This is a genomic window from Cesiribacter andamanensis AMV16 (assembly GCF_000348925.1).
Taxonomy (GTDB): Bacteria; Bacteroidota; Bacteroidia; order Cytophagales; family Cyclobacteriaceae; genus Cesiribacter; species Cesiribacter andamanensis.
Genome location: NZ_AODQ01000054.1, coordinates 1 through 16,179, shown reverse-complemented (window position 1 = coordinate 16,179; position 16,179 = coordinate 1). Strand labels below are relative to the sequence as shown.

The 16,179-nt window shown below is 52.1% G+C and carries 14 protein-coding genes; 5 read left to right on the top strand and 9 right to left on the bottom strand.

Translation table 11 applies throughout. The features are described 5' to 3' along the window. Nucleotides 1-49: 49 nt before the first annotated feature. The 6 genes from ADICEAN_RS21200 to ADICEAN_RS11125 all read right to left on the bottom strand — a co-directional run bounded on the left by ADICEAN_RS21200 (nt 50) and on the right by ADICEAN_RS11125 (nt 10,524). Entirely contained in the window at nt 50-1,741 is a 1,692-nt protein-coding gene (locus tag ADICEAN_RS21200) for a family 10 glycosylhydrolase (protein WP_009195702.1), read from the bottom strand. Continuing rightward, on the bottom strand, nt 1,738-2,925 hold the full coding sequence (locus ADICEAN_RS11145) for a glycoside hydrolase family 10 protein (RefSeq protein WP_040396812.1): 1,188 nt from the start codon (nt 2,923-2,925) through the stop codon (nt 1,738-1,740). Before ADICEAN_RS11145 ends, ADICEAN_RS21200 begins: the two co-directional genes overlap by 4 nt. Before the next feature lie 3 nt (nt 2,926-2,928). Then, the gene (locus ADICEAN_RS11140; RefSeq protein WP_009195700.1) at nt 2,929-4,326 is read right to left on the bottom strand and encodes a DUF5018 domain-containing protein; all 1,398 of its coding nucleotides are present in this window, start codon (nt 4,324-4,326) and stop codon (nt 2,929-2,931) included. Nucleotides 4,327-4,391: 65 nt separating this feature from the next. Continuing rightward, complete coding sequence (locus tag ADICEAN_RS11135) at nt 4,392-5,789, bottom strand: DUF5018 domain-containing protein (protein WP_161622695.1); 1,398 nt, start codon at nt 5,787-5,789, stop codon at nt 4,392-4,394. Nucleotides 5,790-5,832: 43 nt separating this feature from the next. Continuing rightward, the gene (locus ADICEAN_RS11130) at nt 5,833-7,380 is read right to left on the bottom strand and encodes a SusD/RagB family nutrient-binding outer membrane lipoprotein (RefSeq protein ID WP_009195698.1); all 1,548 of its coding nucleotides are present in this window, start codon (nt 7,378-7,380) and stop codon (nt 5,833-5,835) included. After that, nucleotides 7,381-10,524, bottom strand: a complete 3,144-nt coding sequence (locus tag ADICEAN_RS11125) for a SusC/RagA family TonB-linked outer membrane protein (protein WP_009195697.1) — start codon at nt 10,522-10,524, stop codon at nt 7,381-7,383. Nucleotides 10,525-11,443: 919 nt separating this feature from the next. Between ADICEAN_RS11125 and ADICEAN_RS22640 the strand changes: the two genes are divergently transcribed. The 5 genes from ADICEAN_RS22640 (at nt 11,444) to ADICEAN_RS11105 (ending at nt 14,183) form a co-directional block, all read left to right on the top strand. Continuing rightward, on the top strand, nt 11,444-11,620 hold the full coding sequence (locus ADICEAN_RS22640; RefSeq protein WP_009195696.1) for a hypothetical protein: 177 nt from the start codon (nt 11,444-11,446) through the stop codon (nt 11,618-11,620). Nucleotides 11,621-12,285: 665 nt separating this feature from the next. Beyond that, nucleotides 12,286-12,672, top strand: a complete 387-nt coding sequence (locus ADICEAN_RS11120; RefSeq protein ID WP_009195695.1) for a response regulator — start codon at nt 12,286-12,288, stop codon at nt 12,670-12,672. Nucleotides 12,673-12,882: 210 nt separating this feature from the next. Beyond that, complete coding sequence (locus ADICEAN_RS11115; RefSeq protein WP_009195694.1) at nt 12,883-13,203, top strand: ArsR/SmtB family transcription factor; 321 nt, start codon at nt 12,883-12,885, stop codon at nt 13,201-13,203. Continuing rightward, nucleotides 13,200-13,706 (top strand): SRPBCC family protein, encoded by a 507-nt coding sequence (locus ADICEAN_RS11110; protein ID WP_009195693.1) that lies wholly within the window; start codon nt 13,200-13,202, stop codon nt 13,704-13,706. Before ADICEAN_RS11115 ends, ADICEAN_RS11110 begins: the two co-directional genes overlap by 4 nt. 6 nt (nt 13,707-13,712) lie before the next feature. Continuing rightward, on the top strand, nt 13,713-14,183 hold the full coding sequence (locus ADICEAN_RS11105) for a DoxX family protein (protein WP_009195692.1): 471 nt from the start codon (nt 13,713-13,715) through the stop codon (nt 14,181-14,183). Nucleotides 14,184-14,433: 250 nt separating this feature from the next. On the opposite strand, the gene ADICEAN_RS11100 is transcribed toward ADICEAN_RS11105, so the two are convergent. From ADICEAN_RS11100 to ADICEAN_RS22635, 3 genes are all read right to left on the bottom strand, one after another. After that, complete coding sequence (locus ADICEAN_RS11100) at nt 14,434-14,670, bottom strand: hypothetical protein (RefSeq protein ID WP_040396809.1); 237 nt, start codon at nt 14,668-14,670, stop codon at nt 14,434-14,436. A gap of 629 nt (nt 14,671-15,299) precedes the next feature. Beyond that, complete coding sequence (locus ADICEAN_RS11095) at nt 15,300-15,701, bottom strand: helix-turn-helix domain-containing protein (protein WP_009195690.1); 402 nt, start codon at nt 15,699-15,701, stop codon at nt 15,300-15,302. A gap of 73 nt (nt 15,702-15,774) precedes the next feature. Next, nucleotides 15,775-16,179, bottom strand: a 405-nt coding sequence (locus ADICEAN_RS22635) for a hypothetical protein (RefSeq protein WP_040396806.1), incomplete at its 5' end; no start/stop codon positions are given.

The following is a 16,179-nucleotide window of genomic DNA, read 5'->3' as shown; positions in this document are numbered from 1 at the left end:
AAAGTGGCTTTTTCGGGAATGGCGGCTTGTGATAACGAAGCAGGCCTGTTTACTCCAGCAGGTTCGGGTAGATGGCAGGGGCCGGATAGATGGCCCGGAATACCTCCGGGTACGAGAGCAGCGCATTGTAAAAGAAATGCACTTCGCCGGTAACGCCACGTCTGCGGTTTTCCTTTACCATGGCAACCATAAATTCAGGATCGGGCACATAGCCTCCCAGGTAGCTCAGGATGCCCGGGTAAAATTTATCCACGTGCTCATTCCCTACCTGATTGAGCTGCTCGGAAAGCAAGCCCCGGTAAATGGAGATTCCCTGGGTATCCCGGCGGTACAGCTGCGGGCTCACCAGATCAGCGTAGCCCCCCTTTACCCAGGCGGGATAGTCCTGAAGGTATTCTACCAGCCCAAAGTTCATGGGGCTGGGTGACATGGCCACAATGCTCGAGGGATTAATGGCTTTTACTCTGTTGTAAAGGTCCTGGCCGTAGGCATTTAGGATATTGGCCCGCCACTGGATCCAGAAACCATCTTTAGGGTCGTTGGGGGGAGCCTGCCCGTTATGCTCAGCCTTGTACTTTTCAACCGTATAGGCATCGTATCCACCTTCGGTGGGCATTGCAGGCAGGCGGTCGTCGCCCTGCACCCCATCCATATCGGGATAGTTGCGTACTGTTTCCAGCACCAGCTCGGTCATAAACTCCTGTACCTCGGGGTGTAGGGAATTTAACCAGTAAAAACCATTTTTCACCACCTGGTTCCCGGCATTGTTAATGGCGCCCCAGTTTGGCTTAGCCTGCAGAATAGGTCCCGGGCTGCCATTATTGGCTGCAAAACCGTACTCAAACCAGGCAAAGACCTTGATGTTTTTGGCATGTGCGGCATCGATAAACTCCCGCAGTGGGTCCCGACCGGCATAAAGCGGGTTAATTTCCACTCCGGTAAGGTTTTTCATCACCTGGCTGGGGTAGGTGGTCAGAGCTTTGTTGTAGGTGACCACAAAGGCTGTATTGAGGTTCAGCTCGGCCATGCGGTCTACGGCTGCCTGTATGTTGGCCTGCGAGTTCAGGACATCGCTGTCTACATTGGTGATCCACACCCCCCTTATTCCGGTCTCCTCGGGCAGCACACTTACACGCACGGTGTAGGTTTCAGTGCTTTGCCCATCAGGGGCAGTTACAGTATAGGTAACGGGCTGGCTAAAATTCTGGGGGGTTGAGGGTGACGGGCTTATGGTAGCCCCGGTTTCGGCAGGCACCAGGGCTGCCGTAAGGGCCGAAAGATCGGTTCCATAGAATACCTCAAGGCTAATTTCATTGGTTTCCTGATTGATCACCCCCGTCTGGAAGAGTGTAGGAAGCTTAAAGCTGGTCAGGCGGGCATTGTTACTCAGGCCCTCTGCTACCAGAACGGTATAAGTCTTTTTCAGGCCATCGGCACCGGTAACGGTATAGATGGCAAAATTACGAAAGTCCTGTGGTTCGCCGGAGGGTGGGTCGATGCTGGCGCCCTCCGATACACGGATGGTAGGCTGCAGGGCGCTACGGTTGGTGCCAAAAGGAACGGTCAGGCGCACGGTGCCATCGGTATGATTGATTTCCCCCTCCGCCGCTGGGTCTACCCCTTCGAAGGCAAAGTACTCGATGAGCCGTTCGTTGCGAGCGGCCATGGAATCATCGTCTTTACAGGAAAAGAGCAGGCATAGTGCCAGCACAAACAGAGAAGCCTTTCGTAGGTAGTTCATGGGTATTGTCTTTTGAATTCAGGAAAAGGCACCGCCTCTCCATATTCCCGTTTGAAAAAGTCCTTAAATTTTTTGATGCCTTCGTAAAAGAAGAATACTTCCCCCTGCACTCCATGGGCTCGATTATAATCGATCATCTGCTTGAGGAAAGCTTCCGATGGGTTATAGGTATCTACCTGAAGCAGCACGCCAGGGTAAAAGGCCTCCCGATTATAGGGTCCCAGCTGCTCCTGTAGAATTTTATCCATTTCCAGCTGATAGCGATCAAACGCATAGCGATATACCTGCGGGATGACCAAATCTACCAGTCCCATCTTTTGCCAGGCGGGCCAGTCCTGCAGGTAGTTTTCTTCGCTCCAGGGGTAAATGCTGGGCGACATGGAGATAATGCTTTGCGGGTTGGCCCTGCGCACCTCTTCCACCAGGTCCTTTAAAAAGAGGGTAAGCTTACGGGATCGCCATTTGATCCAGTCATAATCTGTTTCATGGGCAGGGGGTGTGTTGCCGCCGTGCTCCTGCTGGTAGAGGGCTACGGTATAGGCATCGTAGCCGCCATTAGAGGGTAGGGCCGGCAGGCGGTCGTCGCCCTGAATGCCGGCCAGATCGGGATACTTGCGCACCACTTCCAGCACCATATCCTTAATGAATTGCTGCACCTCGGGATGAAACGCATTCATCCACTGAAAGCCATTTTTCTCTGTAATTTTTCCGGCCCGGTCCCGGGAGGCCCATTCGGGACGGCGTTGCAGCAACAGTCCGCCGGTAGAGTCGCCATAGGAGGCAGAAAAGCCAAATTCAAACCAGGCAAAAACCTTGATGTTCTTGGCAGTTGCTTCTTCGAGCAGTTCCTGCAGGGGGTCCCGGCCCTGAAAGCGAGGCATGATGGAAGTGCCGGTTACGGCGGCTACCACCTGGCTGGGATACAGGCTGTACCCCCTGTTCCAGGTAACCACAAAAATGCTGTTAAAGCCCAGTTCCTGGCAGAGCGCCACAGCCTCTCGGATGTTTTCCCGGGAATCAAGTGCCTGGCTGGCCACATTGGTGAGCCAGACCCCACGTACGGCAGCCGACGACTGCGGATCAGGCGTCGGAGTAGAGGTAATAGCCCTACCTCCAGAACAGCCCATGGCCAGCAGACTACAGAGAAGAAGATAGCACCGAATGAAAAGGTGTAGATGGGGCATGCGTCAGAGACTGGTGGTGAGAATAAATTTGGCCAGCACCTGGTTGGTTATCAGCACATATACCTCAACCCGGTTATTCTCCAGGGGGTTGATGGCAACTGCTCCGCTGGCATTTACATTGGCAATTTCACCGGCGCCCTGCATGAAGTTCTGGCTCAGGATCACATCCTCAGCGGTTACGTTCTCCAGGCCGTTAGTAATGTCAATGACAATCAGGCGACTTTCAATATTGCTGCGCGGAAAGGCTGTAACCAATACCCGTTTACCGGCAAACTCAAAGATCTCGAAATGAGACGTAAAACCATCATACAGCTGGCGCCCCCCATTGGGAATGCGGGCCTGGAAGGTCCCGTCCAGTGCGGTGCGGGTAAAGTCGATGTCGTTGGCATTTACATAAAGCTCTTCGCTATCCGGACGTAGCAGCTGGGCGTGGGGGCGGGAACCCAGGCGGGTAAGGGTGGGCACCCCCTGTATGGGGATAATTTCAGGCTCGGGATTAAGCACCCCGCCCGTAACCGTCCATTTAAAGACCAGGTTGCCCCGGTCGGTGGGGTTCAGGAATTTTCGGCCAAAGCTGGTGAGCACTACCGCATCGCCGCTAACATCACCGATCACCGTAAAGGTATCCCCCATGCGGTACTGGGTATTGGTATAGCTGAGCCAGAGGGTGGGCTGGCTGGTTTCGTCTTCCCAGCGGTATATCTTAAAGGTAGTGGGGGCTCCTCCCCCATCACTGGTCCACTCTACGGTATTGCAGGCCAGGATCGAGCCATCTGCGCTCACTTCTATATCGGCTATTTTGGGTTCGCCGCCGCTAACCCCGCTCATGTCCAGGCTGCCGATCTGGCTGCCGTCTGCCGGGCTCAGAATCAGTATTTTATCGTTATTGCTGGTTACATACAGGTGACCGTTACCGAAATCAATTCCACGTTCGCCATCGGGGGTAAAAAAACTGGGCACTCCACTTCCAGCGGGCGAACGGTTCCAAACGGGTGGACTCAGGCTGAGCCGCGGCTCCTCATCAGATTCTTCCACTACTACTGTCCAGGCCTGGGTGGTGCCGTCTTCGGCTGTGACGATGTAGGTAGCGGGCTGGGTAAAATTGTTGGCAATTCCGGAAGGGGGTGAGATGGTTGCTTTCTCAGAAATGGCTATGGTAGGCACCAGCGCCCTGAGGTCGGTGCCAAAGGGCACCACCACGTTTACCCGGCTTTCGGCGGCATTAATACTGCCTTCAAAAGACTGTCCGGGTCTGATGTCATTAAAGTCAAAAGAAAGAATAGCCGTTCTTTTGCTCTGAAAGGGGCCTTCGTTGAAGTTATCATCTTCCTTGCACGACCAAAAAGTGGCAATAAGTAGCAATACAAGTATTGAGATCCGGGAAAAGCCTGAAACACTCATGGAAAAACCGTTTAAATGAAAAAGAAAAAGAGCTGCAGCCGCAGCTACAGCTCTTTTACCTTTGCCTATTGCTCAATTGTAACAGTGTAGGCACCGATACCAAAGTTGGTAATCACGGCATACACTGTTGCCGTATTGCCACTAACCACTACATCCACACCACCGGTGCCATTGAAGTTGGTGTCAATATTGCCATCCGGTGTAAAGGGCACGCGCTCTATATTAGCTGCCGTTACATTATCCCAGCCGTCGGTATAGTCAATCAGGTAGAGGTAGCCAGACGTAGCGGCATTTTCTGTAAAATCCGTAGCTGTAGTTGCTACAATCTTTCTGCCAGAGAGCTCAAAGGCGGCTACATCCAGGGCAAAAGAAAAGAGCAGGGCTGTTTCACCTGTGTTCAGGGCAGCAGGCAGGCGGCCTACCAGCGCACCGGCTGAGGTGTATTCCGCAATTCCGCCAATGCCGGTACCGGCTACGATAAGGTTGGAATTAGCTTCATTGCTCACCGCTACCACATCCGGAGCATTGCCCATGTTGGTAATTTCTCCCAGTTCAATGATGTCTGGGGTAGTATTTACCTCCCCGCCGCTGATGGTGAATTTCAACATTTTATTGTTTTGTGTACCAAAGCCGCCGCCGGGTACATATATGGTGGCATTGCCACGCACATCACCCACTACGGTAAGGTTTTCGCCCAGGCGATACCCCTCAGGGGTAGGGTATTGAAAGAGCAGTTCCTGCTCGGCATCCTTATCGTTCCATACATATACATTCCAGGGATGCTGATCGGCGGAGCCAACGCGCAGGTTAGAGGCTACAATTCTACCCTGGCTGTCGGTATCGGTACCCAGCAGGAAGAGGTTACCGGACGCAAAATTTTCCTTACCATCGATAAATTCCAGATCCTCCCGCACCAGTACATCCGTTCCGTCTGCGGCAGATACTACCCGTATTTTGTCGTTGTTATTATGCACATACACAAAGTTGCCATGCACGGCCAGGTCCCGGTCGTTATTGGCGGTAAACCAGGCGGGCAAGCCCCCCTCGGCCAGATTGCGCTGCCATAGAGGCGCTACTGCTATGCTGGGCGGGTTTTCCTGTGTTACGTTTACAGTATAGGTCCGGGTGGTGGTCCCGTTTTCGGCTGTTACAGTATAGGTGACGGGCTGAGAGAAATCGCGGGCAACGCCTGAGGCAGGTGCGATCGTAGCCCGCTCAGATACGGCTATGGTGGGTACCAGCGTAGTTACATCCACATCATAGGGAACAGTAGCGGTAATGGTAGTGCCGGAAATAACGCCGGCAACCGGCGGGTTGATGCCGGCAAAGCTAAAGGCGGTGATATCAGCGGCATCGCTTAGGGTGGGCCCTGAATCATCGTCTTTACATGAACTTACTGCGAAGCCCAAAACAAGAGCCATCACCAGCAGATTCGCATGTTTAAAGAAATTCAATTTCATCATTTTGGTTAGGTTTATTTGAATAATACGTAAAAAAGTATCCTGCTCAATCTGCATCCCACCAGACCCGTGTGGTGGGCAGGTCGGGGCCCTGGCGCTGCACGGCTTCCTGATAATTTTCCCGGTTCAGCGCCTGCTCTTCGGCGGGGTAGCGCAGGCGGGACGGCACGTTGGAGCCCCCTGTTTCACTTTGTCCGTCGGTATTGGGAATGGGGGTAAGCCTGGGAAAGCCGGTTCTTCGATAGTCGGCATAGCCTTCGAAGCCCTGGTTGATGTTGGCCAGCCACTTTTGGGTAATGATCTGCTCCAGCGCACGGGAGGGGTTATAGGCGATACCCGGTTCGGCCAGAAAGGTATTGATCTGTTCCTGGTTAATGTCCAGCTGGGGTAAACTGGCAAGTTCACTGGCTGGTATTCTGCCCTGCAGGTCCTGATACACGTCCAGCCAGTAAGCAATAGAGGCACTGATGCCCTGTTCGTAGTACTCCTGGGCGTTGCCTGGCCCCCAGCCCCTCAGGGCGGCTTCGGCCTGCAGAAAGAGCACTTCGGGATAGATCAGCAACCCGCTGGGGGCAAATAAGTTGGAAATGATCTGCGAATCGCGGGCATAGTCGTCCGGATCCAGCGCATTGATCTCCGTAGGGTTTAAGCCATTGCGCAGGCCCACAAATTCACCATTGGCCGGCTCCAGGTAGATTTCCAGGCGGGGATCGTTGTTTTGCTGCAGAAAATCGACCAGGGTAGAGCTGGCCCTGTATTCATTAAAGCTGCGGATCACCCCCATGGGCTGTATGTTCTCATCGGCATTGCCAAAATCACGGCCATAACGCATCAGGGCAGACTCGGCATTGGTGCTGATCAGGTTGCCGGCAGCAAGCACCTCCCGCACATGGGCTTCGGCCACCGCTGGTGCCACCTCGCTCAGGCGCATGGCAAGGCGCAGGCGCAGGGAGTTGGCAAATTTACGCCAGAGGGTCAGGTTCCCTCCATAGAGCACATCGGCCGAACCGAAATTGAGCGTTCGAGACGGATCTATGGAAGCTTCCGCTTCTTTGAGCTCGTTGAGCATGTCCAGGTAAATATCTTCCTGACGATCGTAGCGGGGGGTAATGATTCCGCTAAAGGCGTCAAAGTAGGGTACATCGCCCCACAGATCGGTGATGCGGTGCATGATAAACACCTTCCAGATGCGGGCAATTGCCGTTTTGTTCAGCTTGTTCTCATTGCGGGCGCTGATGTTGATCACCTGCTGTATTTGCATGCCAAAGTCGGCATAGGCAGCTGTCCAGTAATCGGTAAGCCAATCGTTGCGGGTAATGTAGCGATCGGTTTCGAAGCGATCTACTGACATGGCATAGTACTGGATATAGTGGTTGGCATAGAGCTGCTGCGCCCGCTGAAACTCTGTATAGCGCAGGGCGCCATAGACCAGCGAGCGGGTAAAGAGCAGGTCTTCATTGATGCGGTCTTCCTGTACGGCGGTTGGGCTTACATTAAGTTCCTCGAAGCGGTCGGTACAGGCCGTAGGCATCAGCAACATGCTCAGCAGGGCTACTGCCAGAAAACGGGTTTGTAAGGCAAGCATCCGGTTCATTTAGAAAGTAACGTTTAGGTTAACACCAACACTTCTGGTAGAGGGGAAGGCAAAGGCCTCGATGCCCTGGTCGTTGCCTGCATTGAATGTTGCCTCCGGATCGAAACCAGGCGTATTTTTATGCAGGAAGAACAGGTTGCGTCCTACCAGCGACAGGCGTGCCGTAGTAAGGAACGTTCTTTCCAGCAGGCGCTCGGGCAGCCGATAGCCCAGAGTGGCTTCTCTCAGCTTCACAAAGCTGCCGTCGTACAAAAAGGCTTCGGCATAGGTAGAGGCGCGGCCGCCAACGGTTTCCCAATAGGCCTGCGGATTAACTTCTATGGTATTTTTCGCTCCTCCTTCCGTTACCCCTTCGGCGATATAGCCTCCGGCGCCGGCATACCACTCCAGGCGATCATACTGCGTGTAGCGGGCATTGCCATTGGCCGCTGCCACCGAATTGGAAAAGGAAAAAATATCGCCTCCTTTACGAATGTCCAGCAAGAAGCTGGCTGTAAAATTTTTGTAGGTGAAGGCATTGGAAAAGCCGGCCAGGAAATCGGGCTGAAAATTACCGATTCTACGAATACCCGCAGGGTCCCGCAAGGGCAGTCCGTTACTGCCGATGATGCGCCGGCCCGTCTGTGGATCGCGCAAAAAGGCATTGTCGGCATAAATATCGCCAAATTGCCCTCCTACTTCGGCCTGTATGCGTACCCCAAACTGATCGTAATTGCCGCCAATCTGGTATACTTCTACATTAGGTGCCAACTCCTCTACGCGGGAGCGGTTGCGGGTAAAGTTTACGGCTGTTTCCCAGCTGAAACCGGTAGTTTTTACAGGACTACCCCGCAGAGAGAGCTCTATACCCTGATTAGTAACAAGGCCGGCATTGATAATGCTGGTTTCAAAGCCCGAGGGTTTAGAGACAGGAACAGCCAGAATCTGGTTGGCGGTGCCGGCGTGGTAATAGGTTACATCCGCCTGAATCCGGTTCTTAAGAAAACCCAGTTCCAATCCGGCTTCCAGGGCCGTGGTGCGTTCAGGTTTCAGGTCGATAGGCGGGCGGGTACGGGAGATTTGTCCAAAGGTTTGCCCACCATGGGTGAGGTTGTTGACAAAGTAGTTCAGATCCAGCTGATGAGGTCCGGTATCGTTGCCCACTTCGGCATAGGAGGCGCGCAGCTTTCCAAAGCTCAGGATGCCCCAGTCCCGGTCCAGCAGATCGGTAAAGACCAGGCTGCTGGAAATAGAAGGGTAAAAGTAGGACCAGGCCGTGGGCGGCAGGGCCGATGACCAGTCGTTGCGGCCGGAGACTTCCACAAAGAGGTAGTTATTATAGGCAGCCTGTACAGAGCCATAGACCGAATGTATGCGCTTTTGGCTGGCACCCTCGCTGGTAAGGGTACTCAGGGCATTCTGGATCACAAAAAAATCCGGAATGTTGAGCCCCTGCGCACTGGTGCTGATGGAGCGCGCTTTTTGCTGCATAAGGTTGCCCCCGGCGGTGGCCGTAAGGCTTAAGCGTTCGCTAAAGGCCTTGTTGGCAACCAGTAACAGATCGGAGTTGCGCTCCTCAAAGCGGCCGTAATATTCGGAATAAAAGCTTCTGTCCGGCGTAATCCGATAGATGGTATTGGTTGCATTCCGGTTTTGCCGGAAGTCATTGTAATAATCCGTCCCGCTGCGCACATGCATCCTCAGCCAGTCTGTAAAGGCATACTCGAGTTTTACATAGCCGATAATCCGATCCCGCTCGTCGTTATTGGTGTTCAGGTTAACTGCCCAGTAGGGGTTCTGCCACTGATCGGGGGCGGCGGCATTGGTATAGACCCGGGGTCTGCCATTGGGTAAGCGGTAGTCTTTCAGGTCGTTCAGATCGATGGAGCGCGGCATCTGAATAAGGCTATTCATGGGGTTGTCCGGGCTCAGGGTGAGGTTGGGCCGATTAAAGGCGTTCTGTTTGATGTAGTTGATCTTGCCTTCAACTGAAAATTTTTCCGATAACTGAGAGCTGATGTTCAGGCTCAGGTTAAGCCGGTCCAGGTTGCTGTTTGGCAGGATGTTTTCCGTATGCAGGTGGGAGAGGGCTACACGGGCCTGGGTGGTTTCAGATCCCCCTGAAAAGCCAATGGCATTGGTGTAGGTCTGGCCGGTGCGAAAAAAGTCGCGTATGTTATTCTCGTAGGTGGTATAGGGCTTCTGTTCGCCGGTCCAGTCTACAAAAGGCACCCCATTCAACTCGCTCTGCCCCAGCGCTCTGGGACCCCAGCTGCCCCGGATGGCATCTGTAAAATTGCCCTGGTTATTCAGGGGATACTCCCCATTGGAGCCCCGCCCGAAGCGGTTTTGGAAATCGGGTAGTACCAGGGGCGTTTCCAGGGTTAGGTTGGAGCTGAAATCTACCCCTATCCCCTTGCGGGCGCGTCCCTTTTTGGTGGTGATCATGATAACCCCGTTCTGTCCTCTGGAGCCGTAAAGGGCGGTAGCACTAGCCCCTTTCAGAATGTCAATGGACTCGATATCATCGGGGTTGAGATTCGAAATACCATCGCCATAGTCCACTCCGCCAAACTGGCCGCCACCGCCCTGGGGATTGGCCATAGGAATGCCGTCTACCACATAAAGAGGGGTATTGGCGCCGGCAATGGAGGAAAACCCACGGATCACCACCTTGGATGTTCCGCCGGGACCTGTTCCCGACTGGTTGATCTGCACCCCCGATACACGCCCGGCCAGGGAATTAATCAGGTTATTCTCCCGGGCCACGACCAGTTCATCGCCACTGATGGCCTGTGCCGAGTAGCCCAGCGATTTCTTTTCCTTTTCGATACCCAGTGCCGTCACCACCACTTCCCTTAACTGCTCTACGGATTCTTCCAGGGTAATATCGATTACCGAACGGTTACCCACAAGAATTTCCTGGGTTTGGAAGCCGACAAAAGAAGCGATCAGAACACTTTCAGGACCGCTTACCTGCAGGCTATACTGCCCTTGGAGGTTGGTAACAGCGCCGGTGGTGGTTCCTTTTACCCGGATGGCAACTCCCGGCAGGGTTTCCCCTTTAGTATCACGTACCACTCCCCCAACCTGTTGCAGCTGGGCAAGGGCCGGCAATGTGCTACCGAAACAGAAAACGATCAGGAGTATACATCTGCTCATCATACAGGATTCTCTTATAGGGTATCGCAAACGATTGCAAACAGTGCTCAGCAGGCACCTCTTGGCGGGGGTGCTTCCGGCTGCAGAGGCGGGTGCTCAGAAATGGATGGCGGTTGCAGAGCTGCAGCCTTCTCTATATGGCATTCTTTAATTGGTGGGCAAACACCTTGTCATAGCCCCGAGCATAAAGCAGCCATCCTAAAACTAATGTAATATAATTTTAATAAACACCAAAGCTTATTAAATTAAATTATAAAGTATTGAACGTTTAGTATTTTTTTAAACATGCTAATGGTGGTAAACTTTATTATCCTGATAATTGAAAATGGGTAGGAAGTGCTTGAAGTGCATACCTGGGTCACCTCCACTAGCTGTAGGCAGTATGCTACTCCGTAGTAAATGTGTTTTTTTTTAAAACTAAGGTTTATTTGCTTGACTTAAGCAACTGCCGTGAGTCATCAACACTGACTACCTTGCCATGCAGCTAAGCATTTGGGACCTGCTGGTTGAGCAATACCTGAGGTATTAGTGAAATCTACCCAGGCCTACCCCTGCCTTGTGTAACAAATCTTGCCTGGCAGATGCATCGCCTTGTTTCCACTATAATGCACCATTTACAGTAGCCGCTTCGTCCTGTACCGCTGATATGCCAGATTGCATAACTCATCATCAGAAAGGAACATGACCTGCTGCAGCATGAAATAGGCCCTCCGCTGATCGTAACGTTCTTGCAGGAATCCGGTACATCCGGATGATACTAAACTGGCAAGTGGTGTTATGAAAGTGATGTGATGTAGAAAAGCTGGTGGCTATAGGGAGTTTAGGCAGATCAGATGGAAATGAGTTTGAAGATATACCCGCGCATCCAGGCAAAGCCACCACCACTTGGAGGTGGCATTTAACCCCTTATTCTTATAGGCCCATGAGGTATCCCTTTTTTAGTGGTCATGACCGGCAACCGGCAAGTTGTACCGCCTTTGCCATTACCTATTACATATCGGCATCCGACAATACCCAACAAGATGCCATCTCCAAGATCACGGCAAAGATCAGCCTGCATCTACAACTCAACGAAATCCCAGTGAGTGATTATCACTAATCCTACATTCCCCTACCTGCACCGTACAGTAATTGTAGACACATAGGAGCATAACAAGCCAATTTTTCCCTAAAATACGGTAAGGAGAGGCAATCCCATAATATGCTTTGTTACAGTCAGAGTTGTACTTGATAAAGTTAATACAACTCAACTGGTGCGCTCCCACAATATATCCCCTAAAAAATCAGATCAGCGCTACTATTACTGGCTTGGCTGTTCACTAGTGGCTGGCGCCTACGGCCGCTGCTATGGTAATAGTAGAAGGACTTATCCCCGGGCGTTGGTCGCAAGTCAAGCCTACCCTACACTCTTAGGCAGGTGAGTATCATCAAAAAGTGAATTCTCACAGAATTAGTTGAATGTTGTCTATAGAGTGGTACAAAATATGGCGAAAGTCTGGACGACAACGCCGAAAATAGGCGAATGCCTTGCATTACAATTCATTTTATTTTTCCAAATTGCCATATCAGCTTCCTACCTATCCGGCCTTTTTGATCTTATTAAGCATGTGCCAAGCGCAGTGAAGCAAGAAGCGTGCTCGTTACCCAGGATGAAACATACCCGCTGATCACTGTCCGTGCAAGGGAGACAGATCGTTAGTTCGAGCGGCGGCGCACGCGACACTACAAAAAAGACTGATCCAAACACGCAATACAGGTATTTCCATGAGTCTTCACATTCTCCTAATCGACGACGACGAAACCTCCATTTTCATCCACAAAACACTGGTTGAGACAAGTGCGCTCTCGTTGGATCCCCTCTGCTTCAGCAGCAGTGCTGCAACCCTTGATTATCTGGAGAAGCACCATCGTACGGGCGACCGCTACGTCCTGCTACTGGATATCAACATGCCTGTGATTGATGGTTGGGCTTTTATGGATGCCATCCAGCAGAAACCCTATGCGGATGCTCTCTTTATCTTGATTGTAACCTCTTCAATTGACAGAGCAGACCGGAAGCGAGCTTCTGAATATAAGCAGGTAATTGAGTATTTCGAAAAACCGCTGGATATAGACCATTGTATTCAGACCATCCAGCAAAACATCATTTGAACACGTCAAGGGCTTTTTTTTGAATTTACAGCTAGATGCTGATAGCAGACCAATCATTTGTTGACTGCAGTCTTCCGAAGCCAGTAGCCCCTTCCCTGTCCTAAAAATATGTTGATTAGAATTTGCGAAACCAAACGGTTGCATTTATATTGCAACTGATTGGTTGCATATTGAGGCATTAGCGGTTCGCCAGTAAAAACAGAAAGCCCTATGAGAAGAGACATATTCCAGGCCATTGCCGACCCTACAAGACGCGCCATTATTGCCCTGCTTGCCTTACAGGCCATGACCCCCAACGCCATCGCCGAGCACTTTGACAGCACACGCCAGGCAGTGTCCAAACATTTGCGCATCCTGACCGAGTGCCAGCTTGTCCGGCAGCAGCCCCAGGGCAGAGAGATCTATTACCTGCTGGATATAGAAAAAATGAAAGAGATCGACCAGTGGCTGGAGCAGTTCCGGCAGATTTGGGAAAACCGCTTTAGCCAGCTCGACCAGCTATTGACCACTCTTAACCATAAAAAGCCATGAGAACAGCCCAACTATTTGAATTTACCGTCGACAAGAACAAAAACTCCATCTTAGTGACACGCGCCTTTGCCGCGCCCCTTGCCCTGGTTTGGGATGCCTGGACAAAAGCCGAACTGCTGGACCAGTGGTGGGCACCCAAACCCTATCGGGTAGAAACAAAGGCGATGGACTTCCGGGAGGGTGGCACCTGGCTATATGCCATGATCTCACCTGAGAATGAAGCGCACTGGTGCCGGGCAGACTATCAAAAGATAATACCCGGACACAGTTTTTCCGGCCTGGATGCTTTTTGTGATGAGGAGGGCAATTTCACACCCGATTTCCCCCGATCACTATGGAACAATGTGTTTGAGGGGAACGATCCTCATTCGACCACCGTACAGATCACCCTGCAATTCGATTCGCTCGAGGACCTGGAAAAAATCATTGCCATGGGCTTCAAAGAAGGCTTTACCATGGGCCTGGAGAACCTGGATGCCCTGCTGTTACGCTTAAACCAGTAATCTGTCATGAAGCAAAAGATCACTTTTGTCATTTGTCTGCTATTCGGCCTTATGTTCATCAATGCAGGGCTAAACAAGTTCTTCCACTACATGCCGGTCCCTGATGACTTACCCGCAGCACTTACAAGCATGAATACGGCACTCCAGTCCATCGGCTGGGTGCTTCCGCTGGTAGGGCTGGCAGAAATTATAGGGGGTCTGCTGATGATCATTCCCAGGCTCCGTCCCCTGGGGGTGATTATCCTGTTCCCGATCCTGATCGGTATCCTGCTGACACACCTCACAGTTGCCCCTTCTGGCTTGCCTATTGCCCTGGGGTTGCTGCTAATCAGCATGTGGATCATTCTTACGAACCGGGACAAATATTATCCATTGATTGGGAGGGGTATGTTAGCTCATCCAACGGCAGGAAAGCTTAAAAAAAAGCAGGCAGGCTCTCACCTGCTCCAAGATTCAGAATCGCTATGGAATTTATAAGCCTGGCAATTGATCCGGTCATTCTCCGTAGTTTTTCAATCACTCTTTGAATCTTTAAAACCTGGCTTGCAGATGAGATGTAAAGGATTGAGCAAAGCACCAGGTGCTAGTCCAGGTACGGGCTGACACTGGAGTGGGTATAAAAAAACTGTAAAAAAGAAAGCTTGTGCTAGGTTCGAATGGCAAGCATAGCCTCTGGCTTATTGCGCTCCTAGGCTGTCCACTGCAAAGTCCTCCCAAGGAATGGCCTTCAACCAGCAAACTGCCCGAAAAATGCTTCCTTACCTTCCTGCAGCTTCTTTTTAAAGTATTCTTTATAATAAGGCGTACTGTGCTCGGTAGGATAATTGATGCCCGTAATTTGCTCCGAGAGCCGTTCCACCAGTTCATCCAGGGCATCCAGGCCAGGCTGATCGGCCAGCAGGTTCTGCCGCAGGGGTTCGGGCTGTGCGGCGATCAGGGAGGCCAGTTGCCCTGCTGTGAGCACCAGCCCGAACTTTACTAATAGGATACGCTGAAGAGGGGTTGCAGTAGCGGAAAGAGATTGAGTTTCAGGTAGAATAGGTGCTGCCATGCGGTGACTAATATTTTTAGTAAATAAACTCAAATATTCCTTCCCTCCGCATCAGAAGTAAGATAAAAGTTGTCCGGTTAAACCAACTTGTCTTCTCATCCCGGCAGCCTAATGTGCAAGTGCTAATCCGGTGCTAGACGGTATGCCCATCGGCTTCCATTCCCTCCGGCCAAAGCCCTCTCGGATAGCTTCAGGAGGAAAGGCATACCGCTTCCTGTACTCTCCTTGCTTCAGCCTGCAGCACCAGCCCCTTAGCAAACCAATACGCCAGGCCTTCCTGCCGCAGTAGCCAGGCTTACCTGTGTTGCTTAACCGATCAAGTCCGTACCAGGCAGTAGCTCCCGGAAGTAATTAGGGGGCTGTTGCTTCCAATGTAAGAATTTCTGAAAATGCTCCTTGCTCAAAAAAAACCGGTATACAGAGCAAAGGGGGATCGCCAGGAGCCCCGCCAGGTCCGTTCATTCACGTCAAACGCCCTGGCGGATGGAGCCATACTGACGGCAGCGCCAAGCACCCCCCTATTGCTGGTACACAAGGAAAGGTTAGGCAGGACTGCCCTGAATACGTGCATTCGTCCTGTCCGATGCATGCGCAGGCCGATCCTGCAGTCCATGCACCAGCAGTGCCCCTCTTTGCCGATTTTTCTCCAGCAACTTCTCTATATCTGCCGCATCGTACAGGAGTACGCCCCCCAGCCTGGTAAAGGGCAGCGTCCCGTTGATGCGCAGGTTTTGCAGCGTTCCCGGCGAGATGCCCAGCAGTTTGCGTACATCCGGGGATTTGAGCCACTTTTTAGGCGCTTCTGCTGCTCCTTGTGCCAGGAGCCTGCCGATTTCCTCCAGCAGTTCTGCCTTAAATGCCTGTAGATCGTCAGTAGTCAATAATTGTTCCCGGTACAGCCTAGCCCTGGCAGCCCCGGAAAAGGAGGATGGTTCCTGTGACATATGAAAAAATAGTTAGATGAGACAAAAATCATTAGACCGTATGTTAAGACAGCGACGTATCACTGCAGTGTGTTCATCGCCTGAGCAGAAGTCGCTGTCGCTCCAGCCTGTTCCCATGGCGAAGCAGCAGTACGTATTCCTTCTCCGGCAGGGCACGCACATCCAGCCTCATGGGGAAGGCGATCCCCTCCCGGCGCAGCACCATTTCCCCCTGCAGGGAAACCACCGCCAACTGCAGGTCTTCCGGCAGTGGCCTGGGACCAGCAACACTATCTTCCTGCTGTTGCAGATCCACCTCCACATAGTCCTGGGCAGGATTGGGGTAAAGGCTCATGGTCAGCAGCAGAGGGCGGAAAAAGGTGACGGTCCCTCTGTACAGGGTATTGGAAGTACAATTGATGAGGCGCAGGTCATAGTAGTAGTTGCCGCCCGGCACATAATTCCCTGTTCCGTTCAGCCGGCCGTTCCAGCTGATCTC